Raw genomic sequence first — 18,341 nt, 5'->3', positions numbered from 1 at the left:
ATTAAAAAGTGTAGGTTAAGTTTACAAGCCGGTTTTTTGCCCGGCTTGTGTTTATATCACATTTTGTTTTTATGCTAACGCACTTTCTTTCTGGTGTATGCTCACCCTGTTTTTCCGGGTCAGCAACCTTTCAAGATTATCGGCAGCATAAAAAGCCACTGTAGGGTTGGGTACTATAGTAATATAAGCGTTAATGCGGTAAGCATTAGCCTCGTCGGCTACTTGCTGCCACAATACTATAGCCGCCTCGATACCAAGCCCCGCAATAAATGATGGCATATCTTTAATTTCGCCATTAATAGTGGCCAGTAGGCTGGAAAGGTCATCCTTCAGCGCGTTCCACATGCCTTGTATTTTCTGAATGGCAGGCAAGGCGTCATCTATTTTTTTAGTGATGCCGGTGATATCGTTATTAATGCGGGTTAAATCGAGCACAAGCGTGGCGTCGGCGGCAATTTTAGCCTCAAGGCTGTTCACCAGGTCGCCAAGTGCGTCTATTCTTGCTTTTGCCTTGGTTGCTTTGTCGCCATAAATTCCGGCCACAATCCCTGCGGCAATAGATCCACACGGCCAAATCCAGGCGTAGCTTGCCGATGTGGCAGCTACAATAATATCGTGCTTATATTCGTCTTCCGCGTCGGCAAGGTCAGCCTTATCCTGGGCCAGTTGGGCTTGCATTGTTTTAATAGTTCCACTTGTTCCTGATATCTTGTCGCTATAAGTTTTAAACAATGTGCCAATGGCCGCTTCGTTAACTGATGTATCTAAAGAAAATTTTTGCATGGCCGCTGCAACATTGGTAGCATGGGTTGAAAAAGCCTGGGCTTCATTGATCATTACCTGTAGCGTTTGTTTAAGCTGATTGATTGATACGGTATCAGTTGGGTCGGCCTCGATTTTTAACAGCAATGCTAAAATAGCCCGGTAAAATATCGGCACTTTAACATTGTAAGCGATGAGGTTTGAAGCGCACTTTACGCTGTCGGGTTTGGTAACAGTATCAAAAGTGTCGCAAATGTCATATAGGTTTTTGTAACCCTTTACCAGGGGCTCAAATTGTTCAATGCCTCCGGATGGTACTGCAGGCAGTGTTTTTTGCAGAAGCGCAGTGGTAGTTGGTAATAACATGGCACCGGTAACAAATACCTGTATTGATAACCACTCATTGGTAGATAGCACGAAGGTGGTGCCTTTAGCCAGGTCGCGCGGACTAAGATCGATTGTTGGGTTTGACATAAAATTGAAAGTTAAATTGGGTTTATAGATTATATTAATTTGTGTTGAAGCAAAACGTCGACTGACACCGGTTGCTTAAAAAACAAAACTCAACGTACCAGGCAATGCCCGGGCCTTTTGAATTATTTGTTTATAACCCCGGTATTGCGAGTTATTTGATAATGCAAGGTCAGTTATTTGATAAAAGGAAGGGAGGGACAAAACAGCTTTTATTTGAGGGGCTTTTTAGCTGTAAAAACCGATACAACCAGGTGGAATTTCTGAATATTTAAGGGTGCTAAAAAAAGGATAGCAGCGGCGCTATTTCGCTAACATGGAAATAGTCTCTTTTTTGGGGGGATTTATTAAGATAGTTGAGGACCCCGCTTATGTATGCGATTTTGGGAAGCTGTTTATTTTATAGGATGTTAGGTGTAACCTTTGCAAATGGAACTAATAGCTTTGTTGGCATAGGTAATTGTTCCTCGGCGTTGTATGGCAGGTTAAGCCTTTCCTGAAAAAAATATAGATAGGGCAGGTTAAGTCCGAAAAAGAGTTATGGGTTACAGAGCCAAATGAGGGGCAGTTATGAATATTGAGGCGGAGGTTATTAATTTAAATCTACCCTTGGCTTTTTCAACAAAAGATGCATTAACAGACGCTATTGAAGATATCTTTTCTGTAATATTTCTTCAGAAAGAAAACCTCAAATTGGGGATGTTGAAAAGAAAACTCTGCCTGTTTTATAATTTAAAAAGAGATATTCTGTGTTTGACTAAAGTTTTTCTATTTCCTCAACAGAGAGTTTAGTAAACTTTGAGATTTGAACAAGTGGCAAGCCATCTTTTTTCATTTCACGAGCAATGTCCAAAGCTTTTTTATACTCGCCTTTTTCAATACCTTTTTCCATGCCTTCCTGCCGGGCATAATCAACTACATTCTTATTATCCCATTTATATTTTAAGCTGCTATCGTACATCGTTTTTTCCTCCTTTGTCAGGTTTGTATATTCTGCAATACTGAACAATTTCTCAAATATGGGTTTCCGAAGATAAACGGGAATCTTATCCATTTGGCTAAGGTGCTTTAAAACATAAAGCCATCTATCCAAATCGGTTTCCAGTTCGGTCTCCTCTTTCACAAATTTACTCAATTCTATATACGTATAACCCAGTTTATCGTAAAAAATTTCACCGGTATCCCTGTTGCACAGACAAATATCATGCAGGTAACTGTTTGCCGGGCTATCTTCCAGCGTAAAATCTTCTAACAAAGCTATTAAATATACCTCGGCTATGTTGTAACCCCAGGTGTTTCGTTTGCCTTTTGGCGCCTGGTCGCTTATAAGGCGACTGGTATAAAATAAAGCCCTTTCTTTAAAATATCCTTGTTTCGCCCGTTGCACCTCAATTATAAAACGTTCGCCGTTATCACCAGTACAAAGCAGATCGAATATGGCCGAGCCCTCGTCTTTTAAATCGCCCGGATGTTCGTTTTTATGTAAACTAAGTCTACAATATGCTTACGCCCCCTGAATACTTCATTTAAAAAGGCGGTCAGCAAGTCTTTATTAGGCTCGCTGCCGAATATTTTTTTAAAAGCGAAGTCAACCAAAGGGTCGATATATTTCCCGGTAACAGGTGGGGGATAGTTTGGCATAGTCAAATATAAAAGTTTATTCGTTATCCAACCTTAGCTGTGAAAGTAGCTCGGGCCTGGCAAAAATAGAAGGTATACGTTGGATGACAGCATCGGGGAGCAACTTATCCACATAAATACCTTTTATATTAAAAGTGTGGAAAACTACCTGGTGCCATGTCTCCTAAGCCTTAAATTTAACCCGATTAAGCCCTTTAAATTCGTGTAATTTTAACAACTTTGCCTGATTATTTTTGGCTCATTGGAAACTTATATACAAATAGTACTATTTCTACTTTTTCAGCTCTGTTTTATCGTTCAGCTGTACTACCTGGTAAGCAACCACATTAGTCTTGCCGGTTACAAACCCCGTGAGGAGCTGCCAACGGTGTTAATACCTGTTTCGGTAATCATCGCCGCCCGTAACGAGGCGCAAAACCTACAGGAAAACCTGCCCTCGATACTGGAACAAAACTATCCCGATTTTGAGGTTGTGGTGATAAACGATTGCTCATACGACAGATCGGATGAGGTTTTGGAGGATATGGAGCGCCGGTATCCCAACCTTAAAGTGGTTACCATAACCGAGCATGACCGCTTTAAAACCGGAAAAAAATTCGCACTTACGCTGGGCATAAAGGCGTCAAAAAACGAATACCTGTTGTTTACTGATGCTGATTGTAAACCCGTATCGGCAAATTGGATAACCCGGATGGTAGCCAATTTTGGCGGTGGGGCCCAAATAGTTTTAGGTTATTCGCCGTTTTATCAAACCAGGAGCTTTTTGAATTTGTTTACCCGGTACGAGTCGGTAAAGGCGGCCACAAATTACTTGTCAAGCGCGTTAAACGGCAATGCCTACATGGGGGTTGGGCGTAACCTGGCCTATACCAAAACATTGTTTTTTAGTGCAAAAGGCTTTGCATCGCACATGCACGTTATATCCGGCGATGACGATTTATTTGTGAACCAGCACGCCACGCCTTATAATACTGCTATTGAAGTACACCCGGATACCTTTATGTACACTGCGGCAAAATCAACTTTAGCATCGTGGTACAGGCAAAAAAAAAGGCACGCGGGGGTAGGTAAATTATATAAGGCCAAACACCGTAAAATGCTTATTTTTGATGGCATTAGCGGCTTTTTGTTTTATTCGCTGCTTATACTATGCCTGGTTTGTAAATTCGAACCGTTGTTGGCATTAGGTTTGTTGCTTTTTAGGCTGATTATCCAATTATTAATTTATAATAAGGTGTTCAGGAAGCTGGATAGCAAAGATCTGATTTGGTATTTACCGTTTTTTGATATCATATATTATATGTATTTAATTGGATTTGGATTAGTTGGGCTACTTTTAAAAACCACCCAATGGAAATAAACGCAAATTTTACCGAAAACGCCAAGAATGATTTTCACCTGGTAGTGAAGGCCCGTACGGGCGATCAAAAGGCGTATGCCGACCTGATGCACCGTTATAAGGATTCCATATATTTTATGGTACTTAAAATGGTGAACAATAAAGAGGACGCCATGGACCTTACCGTGGAGACCTTTGCCAAAGCATTTGAAAAGCTGGAAAAATATCAGCCCGACTATGCTTTCAGTACCTGGCTTTTTAGGGTGGCCACCAACAATTGTATTGATTTTATCCGTAAAAAGAAACTCAACACCCAATCTATCCACGGGATGACGGATGAGGATGGCGACGAAAAGCCGCTTCAAATTAAAGCCGACATATTAAACCCGGAAGAAACATCTATAAAAAAGCAGCAAACCCAGGAGCTGAAATTGCTGATAGAAAGCCTGCCGCCGCGCTACCGCAACCTTATTACCCTGCGTTATTTTGATGAGCTATCCTACGAGGAAATAGCTCAACAGCTGGATTTGCCATTAGGTACGGTAAAGGCGCAATTGTTTAGGGCCAGGTACCTGCTTGGCAACATCATCAACCGATTTAACAGGGATGACATCTGATATCGTTTTTAAATATTTTCCCGAACTAACAGCGCAGCAACGTGCCCAGGTTGAGCAGTTGCCCGAATTATATAACACCTGGAACAGCCAGATCAACGTGATATCCCGTAAGGATATTGATTTGTTGTATGAGCGCCATGTTTTACACTCTATGGGTATTGCCAAGATAATGCCTTTTTTGCCCGGCGAAAGTGTACTTGATGTAGGCACAGGAGGCGGTTTCCCAGGCATTCCGCTGGCAATATTATTCCCCCAGACTTCTTTCCATTTGGTTGATTCCATCGGCAAAAAAATAAAAGTTGTGCAGGAAGTTGCCAAAGCATTGGGCCTTACCAATGTGAAGGCTACCCATGCCCGCGCCGAAGAAATTGACGAGAATTTTGACTTTGTAGTATCGCGCGCGGTAACCCAACTAAAAGATTTTTATCCCTGGGTGCGCAGCAAATTCAAAAAGCAATCTGGCAATAAACTGCCTAATGGCATCCTGTATTTAAAAGGCGGCGACCTTGACCAGGAGATCAAAGAATCGGGCCTTAAAGTGCAGCAATATTACCTTAAAGATTATTTTACCGAAGAGTTTTTTGAAACTAAACAGGTAATTTATGTGAAGGGGAAGTTGTAATTCAAAATTCAAAAGTAAAAATTCAAAATTTCAGTTTACGTTGGCTGCCGCGGGGTTTTAACCCTTAGCGCTAATATGGTTTCAGCTTTCAACCGGGCCCGAGGCTGTTTGAGGTCTCTGAAATCGAATAGCGGGGGAAATTAAATTTATCAGGAAGCCGTTTTCAAATAGGAGGAACTGTGAAAATTGAAAATAAAAGTTTAAATAATACTTATCAAGTATCTTACTATTCTTCATACAAAGAATTTGCTAATCAAATTGGGCTCCAGTTTTGGCCTGCTTATGTGATTTTTATCATTTCAATTTTGCTTGGATTGTTAACCAGGTATTCAGATTTAGCACTTTATTTAGGAATGTTCTCCATTTTGATGGTTATTTTTTGTGTTATTGTAACGCGGTTTTATGCAAACGCGATGTTGGAGATTACAGAAATAGCGCTCGTTATAACAAAAAAAGGACAAACCACATATTTTATTTGGTCTGATATTTCAAACATCGTTTTTATTGTGCCTTCGCACGGTGCTTCATATAGAGAAACGGTAATGGCTATTTACAATAACAGTAACGAAATAGACTATATTATTATAGAAAGTTTGTATTTTAAAATGGCAAGCGCTAAAGCAAGAGAAATAGGTTATTTAGTGGAAAAATATTTCAAAGGTTTCGAATTTAAAATTTATCGAAGTGATTTTTATCCCCTTCTTTCACTTAAAAGAAAAGATATCTTTCCAACTATTTACCAAGACAAAAGCAATTAAATTATCGATGTCGAGGCGACGTCGGTAAAAATCAATCTGCATCAGTTTTTGCCTCGATTTTTTCAAGAAAGCGCATAGCAAGCTTATTCGGGATGTTTTCCCGGTTGCTTGGTGGAACATTTCACTTGATTTTGCTCAAATCAAGTGATCGTGGTGTTGGTTATCGGTTCGCGATGCGGCGAAGAATATCAGGCCAATTACAAACAGCGCACCGCCGGCAAATACTGGTAGTTTAAATGTCCAGCTGCCATTGGGCCCGGTAACAATTTCTTTGCTGCCGCTGCTATCAACGGCGTTTGATGTTTTTTTGTAAAAAAAGTTGCTGGTAATAAACAGCGCAATACCCAAAATGGCTACAATAATTCCAAACTTTTTCATGATGATTAAATTTAAATGATATACCCAATCGGTATTTTAGGCACTGTATATCAACTGAGTAGTATATCAAATTTAACAAGTTTAAATGGTAAGTGTATACTTTATTTAATTATTATTTAAGCAGATGCAAAAAGCCGGAATACGCGGGTATTGATGGTATTGTGATGTCAATTGTTTGTTTTGGCATCCTGTAGTCAGAGAAACAGGCATAATGGTTCGAAGTCGGAGACTTCGAACAGCGGGTTTGCTACTCCGTAGGAGTTACCCGTTTGTAGCTATGGCACGCAAAAATTATTTTGCGCCGTAGGTGCTACCTCTGGATATGAAGGTAGCCATCCTTTCAGCGTGTAGGTAGCCTCTGCCGAGGCAAAGGTTAATGGAGAATCTATTGTGCTACAAATGGGTTGCACCTAACGGCGCATAGCGACGGGCATATGATATAGCATGTACCGCAATGAAAGATGTTGGTATTTGTTACCAAAAGGGGAGAAATACTTTACACAGAAAAATGCCGAAGCGGGTTTTACCGTTCAGCAATTTTTGACCCATTGGTTTTTGGGGTAATTAGTTTGTTGCCTGACGGCTAATTGGCCTCCGGCGTAGCCTCAGCAGGGGATACAGCTGGAGCTGGTTTCAGGTAGAGGGTTGCCGATATCAGTTTTAACTTCAATTTAACAGGTTTTGCCCCTGTAACTTTAGAGCTCAGGCTTGCCGATACAGGTTTCAACTTCAACGCTTTAGCAGGTTTTGGTGCTTGCGGCGGTGTGCCGGGTTGAGGCGCTACAGGCAATCCAACCGTATCTTTTGAATAAACAGGAGGTACTGGTGGCGGCGGTGGCATTCTGTTTATATCTCCTGATCCAACTGGCGGTACTGGTGGTGGTGGCGGCATTTTGTTTATATCGCGTGACACAACCGGAGGCGCAGGCGGGGGAGGAGGTGGCGTCCTGTTCACGTCTGCTCCTTCAGCCGGCGGCGGCATGCGCAGGTGTTTAGCCCCGTGTTTTGGTGGTGCAGGTGGTGGCGGCATTCTGTCCATGTCTGGCTGGGCACCGGGTGGCATGGGCGGCGGCGGTGGAAGTTTAGGGTAGATCATCATTTTAGGAAACGAATAACCGTATTTTTCCTTCAGCATGGCCAGCTCTGCTGGTTTTGCCTTACTTTTATAATACTCTTTCTGATCGCCGTTTTTATCGGTAATAATTACCCTGAAATCGGTTTTGTTGTTAATAAGGTAGCCGGTTTCATCATAAGCATAGCCTTTTGATGTAGTGGCCCTTGTTCTCATCTTGCGGTTAGATGTATCGGCTGTGGCTGTTTTAGGCACTGTAAGGGTTGGCTTTGCTGTTTTAGGCGCCAGGTCAATAAATGCATAGTTTTTACTGAACGCCAATGTTGATGCGCAAAGCATCCCCGCACATATGGGTACGGCCACCAGGTATTTTAGCCTTGCTAAATTGCCCGAACGTTTTTGGTTTAACATAATGATCCTCTTTTTTAACAAATTATAATTGAAAAATGAATGCGTGATAGACGAGCCATTGAGCCCGTAAGCATTGTTCACCAGGAACGATGAGTAAGCCAGGGCATCTGCTTCATGAGCTGCGGTTTGCTCATCGGCAATATACTCATGTACGGTTTTAAGGCTTATCTGCAACAGGTAAATGATGGGATTAAACCAATTGATAATTTTAATAACCTCGATAAAAACAATATCAAACGAGTGCTTTTGGCGAATGTGTACCAGCTCGTGCCGGATAATAACATCGCTGGCGCTTGTTTTTGTGCCTATAAAGAGGTAGTTAAAAAATGAAAAGGCTGTATCTGCATCTTCAATATCTATAAGCTTGTACTTATTATCAATAAGCCTTTTACCTGACGTGGTTAGGTTTACCAGTTTAAACAGTTTGATAACCAGTAGTAAAGCTAATACCGATATGCCAATAATATAAACAGCCCATAAAGCATTATCCCAGGTGATTTGATGAACAGCGGTGGGCTGCACCGTCACGGAGCCGTCAGCTGTTACAGCGGTATAACTTATCGCGGCAATTTCCGGGACATTTTTTGCTGGTTTTAACACTCCTACCTGGATAACAGGCAGTACAAACGATAGCACACAACTCAGCAACAAGTATACTCGGTTAAGGTTATAATGCGTTTCGCGATTTAAAAACAAGCAGTAGCCGGCATAAAATACAGCCAGGTATATATTTGCCTCCAGGAGATAATGCAGCCAGTTCATTGGGTTTTTATTTAATTTGTGAAGGATAAGCAACTATCACAACTTCATTTAAACTAACCGCAGTTGAAAAGCCGGCGGATTGTTTGGCAGGCTTATCAGCGGTATTCGCTTCTGGTAAATGGGAAACCACCACCTGATTGCTGCCTTTATAATCAACCACCTGAAATAACGTAGGGATTGAATAATGCCCGTCTTTTAAATCAAGTGTGCCGTCATAGGCTTTAATGGCACGTAAAAGCTCCCCGTCCATCACCGGTTCTACACCCCGTACAATTTGCGGATCGTTAATTTTTCCATCAACCACATCAAAGGCTGCAATTACCCTGCCGCCGATTTTCTTATCGCGGTCGATAGCGGGATATCGGACGTTCCTGGCTACATATTTGTTAAAAACATCGGTTGTTGCGCGGATCGGTGTATCGGCCTGCATGCTAACCGGCGGCGCAGGCGGCGGTGGCGGCGGAAGCTTGGTAGTGTGGTTAATTTCAACCTGGACGGCAGGGACGTTTGTCGCTTTTTTATTGGTCTTATAGGGCGGCATAAAGGGGTATTTGCTGGCTCCAAAAACCATCAGGCTAAAGTCGTAATCCGGCGCTTTTAGTTCGGTGGCATCAGGTGTTTTTATGAATTTGTAATAGTCGGTACAAAAATAAACTATCATTTTATGCCTGCCCACAGTTTCGTTAACTGTGCCCGGATATGTTTTTAGTGCTTGCAAAACTTGCTGATTAAATGCTGTGCCTGCATTTTTGGTAATGCTGATATTTGCAATTTTGCCTTGGGCTCTAACATCAAAGCTAAGAGCTACAAGGCCGGCCTTGTTTGTTTTTAACTCGCTTTTTGGATAGGTAATGGTTTTATTTAGATAATTGAAAAGGTCGACGTAGGTATCTTTAACGAAGATGGGTGGCGGCGGAGGCTGCAGGTGCGTGTCGTTTTGTTGCGATTTTACCTTGGGTATACTATCTGTCAGGGTGGGCAACGCTGGTTGACGGTGCACAGGCGCAAGGTCAATCAGTGCGTAATCTTTACTGAACGCCAATGTTGATGCACAAAGCATCCCGGCACAAATAGGTACAGCCACCAGGTATTTTAGCCTGGCTAAGTTCCCCGAACGTTTCTGGTTTAACATAATGATTCTCTTTTTAAGTAGATTATAATTGAAAAATGAATGTGTGATTGATGAGCCGCCAATGCCGTAAGCATTATCAACCAGGAACGACGAGTAGGTGATGGCATCGGTTTCATGTACTGCGGTTTGCTCGTCGGCAATATATTCGTGAACGGTTTTAAGGCTTATTTGTACAAAATAGATGATGGGGTTAAACCAGTTAACAATCCTCAGGATCTCGATAAAAATAATATCTGCCGAGTGTTTTTGTTTGATATGTACCAGCTCATGCCGGATGATGGTATCGCTGCCGTTTATTTTTGTGCCGATAAACAGGTAATTGAAAAATGAAAACGCAGTGTTTGAACTTTCGATACCTATTAACTTGTATTTATCATTCAGTATAGTGTTACCCCTGGTAGTCATTTTAATGAGCTTACCAATTTTAATAAGCAGTAGTAAGGCCATTACCGCCATACCTGTTATATATAAGTATAAAATAGCATCCTGCACGGTAAAGTGACTTACCGGCGGCTGGTAGTTTACCAGCGCAGGTGTTGTGTTATTGTGACTGTTAGTGGCAATGGTTACATAAGTTTGTTGAGCACTTTCGGCAGCGGGTTTCAGTGCGCTTACCTGTACCAATGGTAAAATAAATGCCACTGTACAGCTTAGCAATAGGTACACCCGGTTAAGGGTATAATGTGTTTCTTTATTTAAAAACAGGCAATAAAAGGCGTAAAAAACGGCCAGGTATATGTTTGCTTCCAGTAGGTAGTGTAGCCAGTTCATGATTGTTTTTTGTTTTTAAGGTTATCAATCAGTGAGGTTAATTCGTCCAGTTCTTTTACGCTGATCTTCTTTTCGTCTACAATAAACGATACCAGGCTTTGGTACGAATTGCTGAAATAGTTTTTCATCATCTTATCAAACGTGAACTTTTTATACTGATCATCGCTGATAAGCGGGAAGTAAACGTGCGAGTTGCCATAAGCTTTATGGTCGATAAAACCTTTGCCTTCCAGTACACGCACCACGGTTGATACGGTATTGTAGGCTGGCTTAGGATCGGGCATTTGCTCAATGATATCTTTTACAATAGCTTCCTTTAATTGCCACAGAATCTGCATAATCTGTTCCTCGGCTTTGGTTAGTTCTTTAACATTCATAGTAAACTATTTTTATAGTTAGATAAAGGTAAAACTATTTTTATAGTTTGCAAACTATTTTTATAGTTTTTTGAAAATAGATTTCAGATGTGCAAATTTCAGATGTGCAGATGAGGGGGAGTGGACGTGCAGATATGCAGATTTCAGATGTGCAGATGAAGAGTAGAGCTACAAATTAGAGGATAGTGTAGGCAGAAATTGTAGCGGCACAGGCTCTTTTCATCTGCACATCTGAAATTTGCACATTTGAAATTAATTAATTTGCTAATATTTTTAGGATTTGTATATTCGTGGTACTGATAGTGGCGTTTAATCTGCACATCTGAAATCTGAAATCTGCACATCAATGATCTACAATACCGCTTTATCATTTGTTAAAAACTTAGGCCCTGTTGCGGCCAAATCATTGATGGCTTATTTAGGCAGCGCCGAGCAGGTTTTTAAAACATCGCCCTTAAAAATGGCTTCTATACCCGGCATTGGCGAGAAACGGGCAAGCCAATGGGATTTTAATGAAGCGTTGCGCCTGGCCGAAAAGGAATTGGAATTTGCCGCTAAACATGGCATCGAATTGATATTTTATACCGACGCCCGATATCCAAAACGTTTAAAAAATTGTGGCGATTCGCCTATACTATTATATAGTAAGGGTAAAATGGAACTGAACATGCCCAAAGTGATCAGTATAGTTGGCACCCGCAACGCTACTGATTACGGCAAGCAATTATGCAGGCAACTGATAGAGGAGTTACAGCAATATAATGTATTAATAGCGAGTGGTCTTGCCCTGGGCATTGATGTTGCTGCCCATAAAGAATGCCTGCGGTTGAATGTGCCCACGGTAGGGGTATTAGGGCATGGCCTCGACAGGATGTACCCCAGCCAAAACCGGGCGACTGCCGAAAAAATGCTGGAAAACGGTGGCTTGCTTACCGAATACCCATCGGGCACTATCCCCGACAGGGAAAACTTCCCCCAACGAAACCGGATTGTTGCCGGCATGGCCGATGCCACGGTTGTGATAGAAGCAGGCCTTAAGGGCGGCGCACTCATAACCGCCGAAATTGCCAACTCCTATAACCGGGATGTGTTCGCATTCCCCGGCAGGCTGGATGATGTGTATTCGGAAGGGTGTAACTTTCTGATCCGCAACAATAAAGCAGCACTGCTTACCTGCATGGCCGACCTGGCCTTTAGCCTTGGCTGGGAAAAAGACGAAAACCTGAAACCCACCGAACAGTTTATGCTGCCGCTGGATTTAACCAAAGACGAGAGCCTGATATTTGATATTTTACAACAACATAAAGCCCCGTTGGCTATTGACGAACTTACCATAAAGGCCAACATGCCCATGAGCTCGCTGGCCATGAACCTGCTCAACATGGAAATGCAGGGCTATATCCGTAGTTTGCCGGGGAAAACTTATCGGGTGAATTGATGGGGTACGTGTTGCCGGTTGCGGGGTTCGGGTGAGAATTTTGAGGTTTGGGTATTGGTCATGAATGTTTTTGTGGATATTTTTGGTATAAAGAAAATCAGTCGCTTTATATAAGATATGAACAAGATCGATATACACAATGAGCGTATTGCAAAAATGACTTTTGCCTCGGTTTACCCTTTGTACCTGGTAAAAGTGGAGAAGAAAGGTAGAACAAAGGAAGAATTACATCAGGTTATCGCATGGCTAACTGGCTTTAATGACGAGAAACTAAAAGACCTGATTGAACAAAAAGCAACTTTTGAAACCTTTTTTCAGGTGGCTTCGCTAAATCCCAATGCACACCTTATTACGGGAGTAATCTGTGGGTATCGGGTAGAGGAAATCGAGAATCCTTTGACACAGCAGGTTAGATACTTAGATAAGTTGGTAGATGAGCTGGCGAAGGGACGGAAGATGGAGAAGATATTACGGAACCCTTGAGGCATCGGGAAATTTACATCCCCCCAACGCAAAGCCGGTTATAGTGCAAACCCTAATCGGCTTATAAATCCTCTGTTATATAAATATGCATTGCCGGTTGTTATTGATAAAGACTTATAGCATCCTCCTTATTAAGATCAATAATCCACTTTTCAATGTAGGCAAGCAGGTCATCTTTATCAGGGCTCGAATTGTTTTCTCCACGTGAGCCAAAAACAATTAATCCCAAAGCAATGCAATACCTGATGTCGAGCTGCAATATTAAACCTATGGTAAAGCCGGCAATAAAATTGTCTCTTGCATCCCTGGCAATCTCAATGTTATAATCCACTACCTTTCGCGTTAATACGAATTGCTGATCTTCGGAATATACCAGGGCGTCATTTACAGAATAAATTAATAACTGGTCCACCGTCATCGTCTTAAATATGGAAAAGTATTTCCTTTTTAAATCGCTTAGTGCAAAAGCGTTTAATGTATTGTCCGGACGTTCGCCATTCAGCACCATCCATAATTTAACAGCCTCACTTTCGTCCAGGCAAAATGTCACCCGGCCATGTTTTGAAAATTCACTTATAATGTCGAGGATCTCATCCACCTGGAAGAATAACCTTTTGGCAGGATCTCCAAGATAAAAAATAAACTCTAAATCGTTTTTCTGTAAAGGCCGAATAACATCCGAAAGCAAACCGTTCCATAAATCCGATGAGTTTGCCACATTTGCCCAGTCGTCAAACGCGATCGTCCGACAAGCCCGAAACAGGTCAGAAAGATCAGCAATTAGTTTTTCGCTTTTAATTTCAGACCATCTGTTGCTTCTGTTTCCACCCTCCCCAACATCAAAGGCACACCTGGAAAGTGCATCTTCAGCGTACGGAGAACTTAAAGTTAGACTACGGACACCTAAATTGGTTAAAAATTCGGGCAGTTTGGCCTCTTTAATTCCAAAGGCCTTTTTAAGGGTTCCCGGCCCGGGTGTGCTGCCATCATATGTACGGCTCAGGTAAATATTTTGAGAATCATTAAAGTTCCTGATAGATTCGACCAGGTCTGTTAATATAGGAAGCACGTTTTTGATTTCGATATTATAAACTTGCATGGCTCAATTTTTTAATAATAATAATGGGGCTGAATATCTGCCTGGGCTGTTACAATAAGTTCCAGCTGCTTCTGGCAGCAACGCCTTTTTCGCTATAGAATAATGGCATATCTTTCATGCGGATAGCATCGTCTAAAAACTCGCCGCCTTCGTTCATACTGTACGGCGGCTCGTTAATAGCTATGGTGTGTTTATCTGATTGATCTTTCAGATTTTCACCGGCGGGATATAAAATGAAGGGATTCATGATGTTTACATTGTTAATGAATAATTTGTTTTTCTTTCAGCAACAGCTGACCCGATCACCCGGACCAGCTGGACAATTTATTGTCAAAAAAATCGGTGAGAGTTCGATCTGCTACCTGCTGACTTGCCGTGTTGTTGACCGGTTTTCGTAAGGATAATACGCCGGCGTAGGGATATCCTGGTGCACGAACTGGTGGAAAGTGCATTCCCGTTACAACCGCCCCGGCAAGCTGCCACCCGTCATCTTCGTTTCAACAGGTGACAGATCGCTACCATCAGGCCTTTTGCAGTTGGTAGCTCCACCATTTTTCAAAGTTAATGGCTCCCAGCTCCGCCTGCCCGGCCGGTACCAATGCTGCATGGGTAATTTCTCCGCCGAAGTACGATGGTTTGCCGTCGGATAACACCTGGCGGGGATCGTTTGTATACTGCAGATACCGGGCCACTATTTCATACAAGGCAAAGCGTTCGGGACCGGCTATTTCCGTTTCGCCATTAATAGGGGCCGCCAGGGCGTATTTAGCTACAAAGGAGGCTACATCTTCTGCAGCGATAGGCTGGAACAGAACATCGGAAAGATGTACTTCACTTCCATTAGTAGCCTGGTTGGCGATACCTGCCAGGAACTCTAAAAATTGGGTGCTCCGGATAATAGTGTAAGGCACTCCCGATTGCTTGATAAGGTCTTCCTGAGCTTTTTTGGCCCGCATGTAACCAATGTTCTGCATGATGTCGACCCCAACAATGGAAAGCGCCACGTGATGTTTTACACCGGCATTGATTTCTGCAGCCAGTAAATTGCGGCCGGCCGTCTGGAAGAATTCCAGGACAGCTTTGTCTTCAAAAGACGGAGAATTTGCCAGGTCTACAACCACATCGGTATTGTTCATGGCCTCGGCCAGCCCTGCTCCCGTGATGGTGTTGATACCTGTGTCTGGCGAGGCAGCTATAACCTGGTGCCCCTGCTGGCGAAGTTTTGAAACTACTTTGCTTCCGATGAGGCCTGTGCCTCCAATGACTACGATTTTCATAATGTTGATTTTTTAATGATTTGTTATACAAAAGACAAAGCCAATGCCAAATAATTCAAATCATTGATAGTCAACAATATACATTATTTTAGATGTCGTATTTTTCACTATATTCAGTGAAATTACGATCTTTCTCACTATATAAAGGGAAGGAATTCGGGAATTTTAAGAAGGTGTCAGGCAAAATAATCGCTCTTGCTGATGCCTAATTTTTTCATTTTGGAGTGTAAAGTATTGCCGGGAATTTTCAAAATTTCGGCGGCGCCGCCTGCACCTGAAATTTTGCCGGAACACCGTTTCAATGCTTCAATAATATAACTACGTTCAACTTCCTCCAGTGAGCGGTTTAAGAGATCAGCCTCGTCTTGCTTTTCTGAATTCATATTCCTGGGTATATATACATCTTGCAATATACCGTCGGTTGTTAATAATATACTGCGTTCCAGTAAATGTTCCAATTCGCGTACATTGCCCGGCCAGGTGTAGCTGCGTAACTGCTGTATTACTTTTGGTGCAATTTTCCTGATCCTGCGGCCGGTATTTCTGCTGTGTTTCTTTACAAAAAAATGGGTAAGGGCTTCAATATCCTCCAATCTGTCACGAAGAGGGGGGAGGCTGATGGGAAATACATTTAGCCGAAAATACAGATCTGGGCGAAAACGGCCGGCCTTTACCTCTTCTTCCAGGTTGCGGTTAGTTGCGGCAATCAGCCTTACATCTATCTTTATTGTTTGCTTACCTCCAATTCGTTCCAGTTCACGTTCTTGTATTACACGCAGCAATTTAGCCTGTGCTTCAAGCGGCAGTTCGCCAATTTCATCAAGGAACAGCGTACTGTTATTGGCCAGCTCAAATTTACCTATGCGCCGGTCAATGGCCCCGGTAAAGGCGCCCTTTTCATGACCAAACAATTCGCTCTCAATAAGATTTGCCGGCAACGCGGCGCAATTGACCTTTACCATCAGCTTATCGCGGCGCGGCGATGCGTTGTGAATGGCTCTTCCAATCAACTCCTTTCCTGTTCCTGTTTCGCCTGATACCATCACAGTAGTATTGGAATCGGCCACCAATGACATCAGGCGATATACTTTTTGCATCTGGTCGCCATTGCCAATTATTTCCGAGAAGTTGTAAATGGTTTTGATCTGTTCTTTCAGATAATCATTTTCTACTTCCAGCTGTTTTTTGTAGGCCAGCAATTTTTCATTAGCCTGTATATTGGCAACAGCAACAGCTATTTGGGCACATATCCCTTTCAGCAGCAACTGGCTCAGCCGGTTTGCCAGCAGCCAGATGGTGCCTATGCTTTTGTCGCCCACACGTAATGGCAGGGCGTACATATTTCTCAAGCCGGTTGTTTGCCATAGCTTCGCGTATGTATTACCGGTTTTTAATTCTTCTTCTACATTAAACACCAATCCATCCTTACTTGCAAGCACCTGCGCCGTGTAGGTTTCTTCAATGGTGACCCGGTTGGCCAGGCTTTTACCGTAATAGGTTTGGGCTTTGTCAAACAATTTACCGTCAAACATAAATGGGCTCAGGTGAAAGCCGTCATCATCTATCACCCGCAGCATGGCGAGTTTTGTTTGCATTGTTTTATCCAACACCCTGAAAATGGCATTTTGCAAATCCAGCTTCGTTCTCGACTGTGTAATATCGTTGCTGAAATTCAGCAAAAAGGCCTGCTCTTCCTGTTTTTTATTGATTTGCTCATGCGCCAGAATATTAGCCATAGCGATGGATATTTGTGCGCAAATACCTTGCAACAGCTGCACATTGATCTCCCCGATGTCGAGGAACAAAATTCCAAGGTTGGTTTCCCCGTTGCGCAACCGGATACCTACAATGTCTTTAAACCCCATCTGCTTCCAATATTGTAAATAAGGTGAGGTGATGCCGCGTTGTATTTCCCTGTCTATGTTAAATAGCAAAGGGATTGAGTTATTTAATACACGATTTTGAAGTCCGTCATTGATGAGGTACCGGGCTTGCTCAAGCGCACTCACTATTTTGGGATCTTGTGCCTTTTGAAGATCGTACACATAAGGGCTCATGGTCGTCTGATCTTCATTGACCCGGCGAATGACAAAGCCTCCCGGTGGATTTAACTTGCCTAATGCCGTGCGGACGGCGCGGGCAAGCTCTTCCTTCGTCCTTACGGTTACGATATCGCTGCTAAAGTCAAGAAGGAATGATTTTTCTTTTTCCTTATCAAGCAGCTCCTCATTTTTGATAATATTAGATACGGCGCTCGACAACTGGGGTATAATGCCTTTAATAATGCTCCTGAATTCGCTGCTAAAACTGCCGGGTTTATCTGAATAAATATGAATAAAGCCCATGGGCTTTCCCTCATTCATAAGCCGCGTCATTAAAATTTCTCTTACGCCTTCTTCGTAATTAACGCGGAGAAAAGCGGGGCTTTGCGGCTTGTCCAATATATCTTCCAGTAGAAAAGATACAGGTTCTTCTGCCTCCAATACCGTCTGGATAAAGGGCTCGTTCAAGGAAAAATGAGACTTAACCATTTCCTGGTATCTTGGATGCGACCGGATGGGAGAGCCTTCATTGTCAAGCAGGAAAGGGACGTATGTTTCGTCCTTATAGTCAATAAGGGTAACAATCGTATGAGTAAAGTAAAATAACCCTTTGATCCTTTTTTTAAAAAGTACAATAAGATCATTCTTGTCCCGAACCCGGGTAATATCGTTCCCCAGTTCCAGCAAGATACTTCTTTCCTGCTCAAGGCCGGCCATTGAGGGGGCCGGCAAATTTGATTCGGAAAGTTTTGTCTTTTTCATGATGGCAATTTATGGAAATTACAGGCAGATGTTTCCGCGTGGTTGCTGTTCTTCAAATATGCATACAGCTTATCATTAAACCAAAGCGCTCCACATTTTAATGTGAAACGTCGGTGTGCGTTCTCCC

General features: G+C 42.5%; 15 protein-coding genes and 1 pseudogene. 6 read left to right on the top strand and 10 right to left on the bottom strand.

From position 1 onward, the window contains the following. Nucleotides 1-69: 69 nt before the first annotated feature. Together ACFGVS_RS09690 and ACFGVS_RS09685 are read right to left on the bottom strand one after the other, a co-directional pair. Nucleotides 70-1,236 carry an alpha-xenorhabdolysin family binary toxin subunit A gene (locus ACFGVS_RS09690; protein ID WP_090649363.1) on the bottom strand — a complete coding sequence of 389 codons (1,167 nt, stop codon included), beginning with the start codon at nucleotides 1,234-1,236 and terminating at the stop codon, nucleotides 70-72. 754 nt (nucleotides 1,237-1,990) lie between these two features. Continuing rightward, a pseudogene (locus tag ACFGVS_RS09685) lies at nucleotides 1,991-2,874 on the bottom strand (Rpn family recombination-promoting nuclease/putative transposase). A 241-nt stretch (nucleotides 2,875-3,115) separates the two neighbouring features. Here ACFGVS_RS09685 and ACFGVS_RS09680 point away from each other — a divergent pair. From ACFGVS_RS09680 to ACFGVS_RS09665, 4 genes are all read left to right on the top strand, one after another. Then, nucleotides 3,116-4,234 carry a glycosyltransferase gene (locus tag ACFGVS_RS09680; RefSeq protein ID WP_177183828.1) on the top strand — a complete coding sequence of 373 codons (1,119 nt, stop codon included), beginning with the start codon at nucleotides 3,116-3,118 and terminating at the stop codon, nucleotides 4,232-4,234. Continuing rightward, nucleotides 4,225-4,830 carry an RNA polymerase sigma factor gene (locus ACFGVS_RS09675; protein ID WP_274212636.1) on the top strand — a complete coding sequence of 202 codons (606 nt, stop codon included), beginning with the start codon at nucleotides 4,225-4,227 and terminating at the stop codon, nucleotides 4,828-4,830. Before ACFGVS_RS09680 ends, ACFGVS_RS09675 begins: the two co-directional genes overlap by 10 nt. Further along, on the top strand, nucleotides 4,820-5,452 hold the full coding sequence (gene rsmG, locus ACFGVS_RS09670; RefSeq protein WP_274212637.1) for a 16S rRNA (guanine(527)-N(7))-methyltransferase RsmG: 633 nt from the start codon (nucleotides 4,820-4,822) through the stop codon (nucleotides 5,450-5,452). Before ACFGVS_RS09675 ends, rsmG begins: the two co-directional genes overlap by 11 nt. 179 nt (nucleotides 5,453-5,631) lie before the next feature. Continuing rightward, nucleotides 5,632-6,210: a hypothetical protein gene (locus ACFGVS_RS09665; RefSeq protein ID WP_439698452.1), complete on the top strand. Its 579-nt coding sequence runs from the start codon at nucleotides 5,632-5,634 to the stop codon at nucleotides 6,208-6,210. A gap of 135 nt (nucleotides 6,211-6,345) precedes the next feature. On the opposite strand, the gene ACFGVS_RS09660 is transcribed toward ACFGVS_RS09665, so the two are convergent. The 4 genes from ACFGVS_RS09660 to ACFGVS_RS09645 form a co-directional block, all read right to left on the bottom strand. Further along, nucleotides 6,346-6,588 (bottom strand): hypothetical protein, encoded by a 243-nt coding sequence (locus tag ACFGVS_RS09660; protein WP_090649383.1) that lies wholly within the window; start codon nucleotides 6,586-6,588, stop codon nucleotides 6,346-6,348. A 583-nt stretch (nucleotides 6,589-7,171) separates the two neighbouring features. Continuing rightward, entirely contained in the window at nucleotides 7,172-8,833 is a 1,662-nt protein-coding gene (locus tag ACFGVS_RS09655; RefSeq protein ID WP_439698451.1) for a M56 family metallopeptidase, read from the bottom strand. 7 nt (nucleotides 8,834-8,840) lie between these two features. Next, a complete protein-coding gene (locus ACFGVS_RS09650) occupies nucleotides 8,841-10,736 on the bottom strand; it encodes an energy transducer TonB (protein WP_439698450.1) in 1,896 nt (631 codons plus the stop codon). Further along, nucleotides 10,733-11,113: a BlaI/MecI/CopY family transcriptional regulator gene (locus ACFGVS_RS09645; protein ID WP_090649392.1), complete on the bottom strand. Its 381-nt coding sequence runs from the start codon at nucleotides 11,111-11,113 to the stop codon at nucleotides 10,733-10,735. The genes ACFGVS_RS09650 and ACFGVS_RS09645 overlap by 4 nt, the downstream gene beginning before the upstream one ends. 346 nt (nucleotides 11,114-11,459) lie before the next feature. Between ACFGVS_RS09645 and dprA the strand changes: the two genes are divergently transcribed. After that, the gene (gene dprA, locus ACFGVS_RS09640; protein ID WP_274212640.1) at nucleotides 11,460-12,551 is read left to right on the top strand and encodes a DNA-processing protein DprA; all 1,092 of its coding nucleotides are present in this window, start codon (nucleotides 11,460-11,462) and stop codon (nucleotides 12,549-12,551) included. A 117-nt stretch (nucleotides 12,552-12,668) separates the two neighbouring features. Further along, nucleotides 12,669-13,034, top strand: a complete 366-nt coding sequence (locus ACFGVS_RS09635) for a DUF2200 domain-containing protein (protein ID WP_274212641.1) — start codon at nucleotides 12,669-12,671, stop codon at nucleotides 13,032-13,034. Between the two features lie 100 nt (nucleotides 13,035-13,134). On the opposite strand, the gene ACFGVS_RS09630 is transcribed toward ACFGVS_RS09635, so the two are convergent. From ACFGVS_RS09630 to ACFGVS_RS09615, 4 genes are all read right to left on the bottom strand, one after another. Then, the gene (locus ACFGVS_RS09630) at nucleotides 13,135-14,133 is read right to left on the bottom strand and encodes a hypothetical protein (RefSeq protein ID WP_274212642.1); all 999 of its coding nucleotides are present in this window, start codon (nucleotides 14,131-14,133) and stop codon (nucleotides 13,135-13,137) included. A gap of 49 nt (nucleotides 14,134-14,182) precedes the next feature. Further along, nucleotides 14,183-14,380 carry a hypothetical protein gene (locus ACFGVS_RS09625; RefSeq protein WP_439698449.1) on the bottom strand — a complete coding sequence of 66 codons (198 nt, stop codon included), beginning with the start codon at nucleotides 14,378-14,380 and terminating at the stop codon, nucleotides 14,183-14,185. A gap of 274 nt (nucleotides 14,381-14,654) precedes the next feature. Continuing rightward, entirely contained in the window at nucleotides 14,655-15,410 is a 756-nt protein-coding gene (locus ACFGVS_RS09620; RefSeq protein WP_439698448.1) for an SDR family oxidoreductase, read from the bottom strand. Nucleotides 15,411-15,586: 176 nt separating this feature from the next. Further along, on the bottom strand, nucleotides 15,587-18,214 hold the full coding sequence (locus ACFGVS_RS09615) for a sigma-54-dependent Fis family transcriptional regulator (protein WP_439698447.1): 2,628 nt from the start codon (nucleotides 18,212-18,214) through the stop codon (nucleotides 15,587-15,589). Between the last annotated feature and the right edge of the window lie 127 nt (nucleotides 18,215-18,341).

It is taken from the genome of Mucilaginibacter sediminis (genome assembly GCF_051903035.1).
Lineage (GTDB): Bacteria > Bacteroidota > Bacteroidia > Sphingobacteriales > Sphingobacteriaceae > Mucilaginibacter.
The sequence above is the reverse complement of the archived record's forward strand: the minus strand, read 5'-3'. Positions and strand labels throughout refer to the sequence as shown.

What these genes read in the sequence shown, in the direction of transcription:
- ACFGVS_RS09690 (WP_090649363.1), bottom strand. Translation starts at nt 1,236, where the DNA reads ATGTCAAACCCAACAATCGATCTTAGTCCGCGCGACCTGGCTAAAGGC.
- ACFGVS_RS09675 (WP_274212636.1), top strand. Translation starts at nt 4,225, where the DNA reads ATGGAAATAAACGCAAATTTTACCGAAAACGCCAAGAATGATTTTCAC.
- rsmG (WP_274212637.1), top strand. Translation starts at nt 4,820, where the DNA reads ATGACATCTGATATCGTTTTTAAATATTTTCCCGAACTAACAGCGCAG.
- ACFGVS_RS09660 (WP_090649383.1), bottom strand. Translation starts at nt 6,588, where the DNA reads ATGAAAAAGTTTGGAATTATTGTAGCCATTTTGGGTATTGCGCTGTTT.
- ACFGVS_RS09655 (WP_439698451.1), bottom strand. Translation starts at nt 8,833, where the DNA reads ATGAACTGGCTGCATTATCTCCTGGAGGCAAATATATACCTGGCTGTA.
- ACFGVS_RS09650 (WP_439698450.1), bottom strand. Translation starts at nt 10,736, where the DNA reads ATGAACTGGCTACACTACCTACTGGAAGCAAACATATACCTGGCCGTT.
- ACFGVS_RS09645 (WP_090649392.1), bottom strand. Translation starts at nt 11,113, where the DNA reads ATGAATGTTAAAGAACTAACCAAAGCCGAGGAACAGATTATGCAGATT.
- dprA (WP_274212640.1), top strand. Translation starts at nt 11,460, where the DNA reads ATGATCTACAATACCGCTTTATCATTTGTTAAAAACTTAGGCCCTGTT.
- ACFGVS_RS09635 (WP_274212641.1), top strand. Translation starts at nt 12,669, where the DNA reads ATGAACAAGATCGATATACACAATGAGCGTATTGCAAAAATGACTTTT.
- ACFGVS_RS09630 (WP_274212642.1), bottom strand. Translation starts at nt 14,133, where the DNA reads ATGCAAGTTTATAATATCGAAATCAAAAACGTGCTTCCTATATTAACA.
- ACFGVS_RS09625 (WP_439698449.1), bottom strand. Translation starts at nt 14,380, where the DNA reads ATGAATCCCTTCATTTTATATCCCGCCGGTGAAAATCTGAAAGATCAA.
- ACFGVS_RS09620 (WP_439698448.1), bottom strand. Translation starts at nt 15,410, where the DNA reads ATGAAAATCGTAGTCATTGGAGGCACAGGCCTCATCGGAAGCAAAGTA.
- ACFGVS_RS09615 (WP_439698447.1), bottom strand. Translation starts at nt 18,214, where the DNA reads ATGAAAAAGACAAAACTTTCCGAATCAAATTTGCCGGCCCCCTCAATG.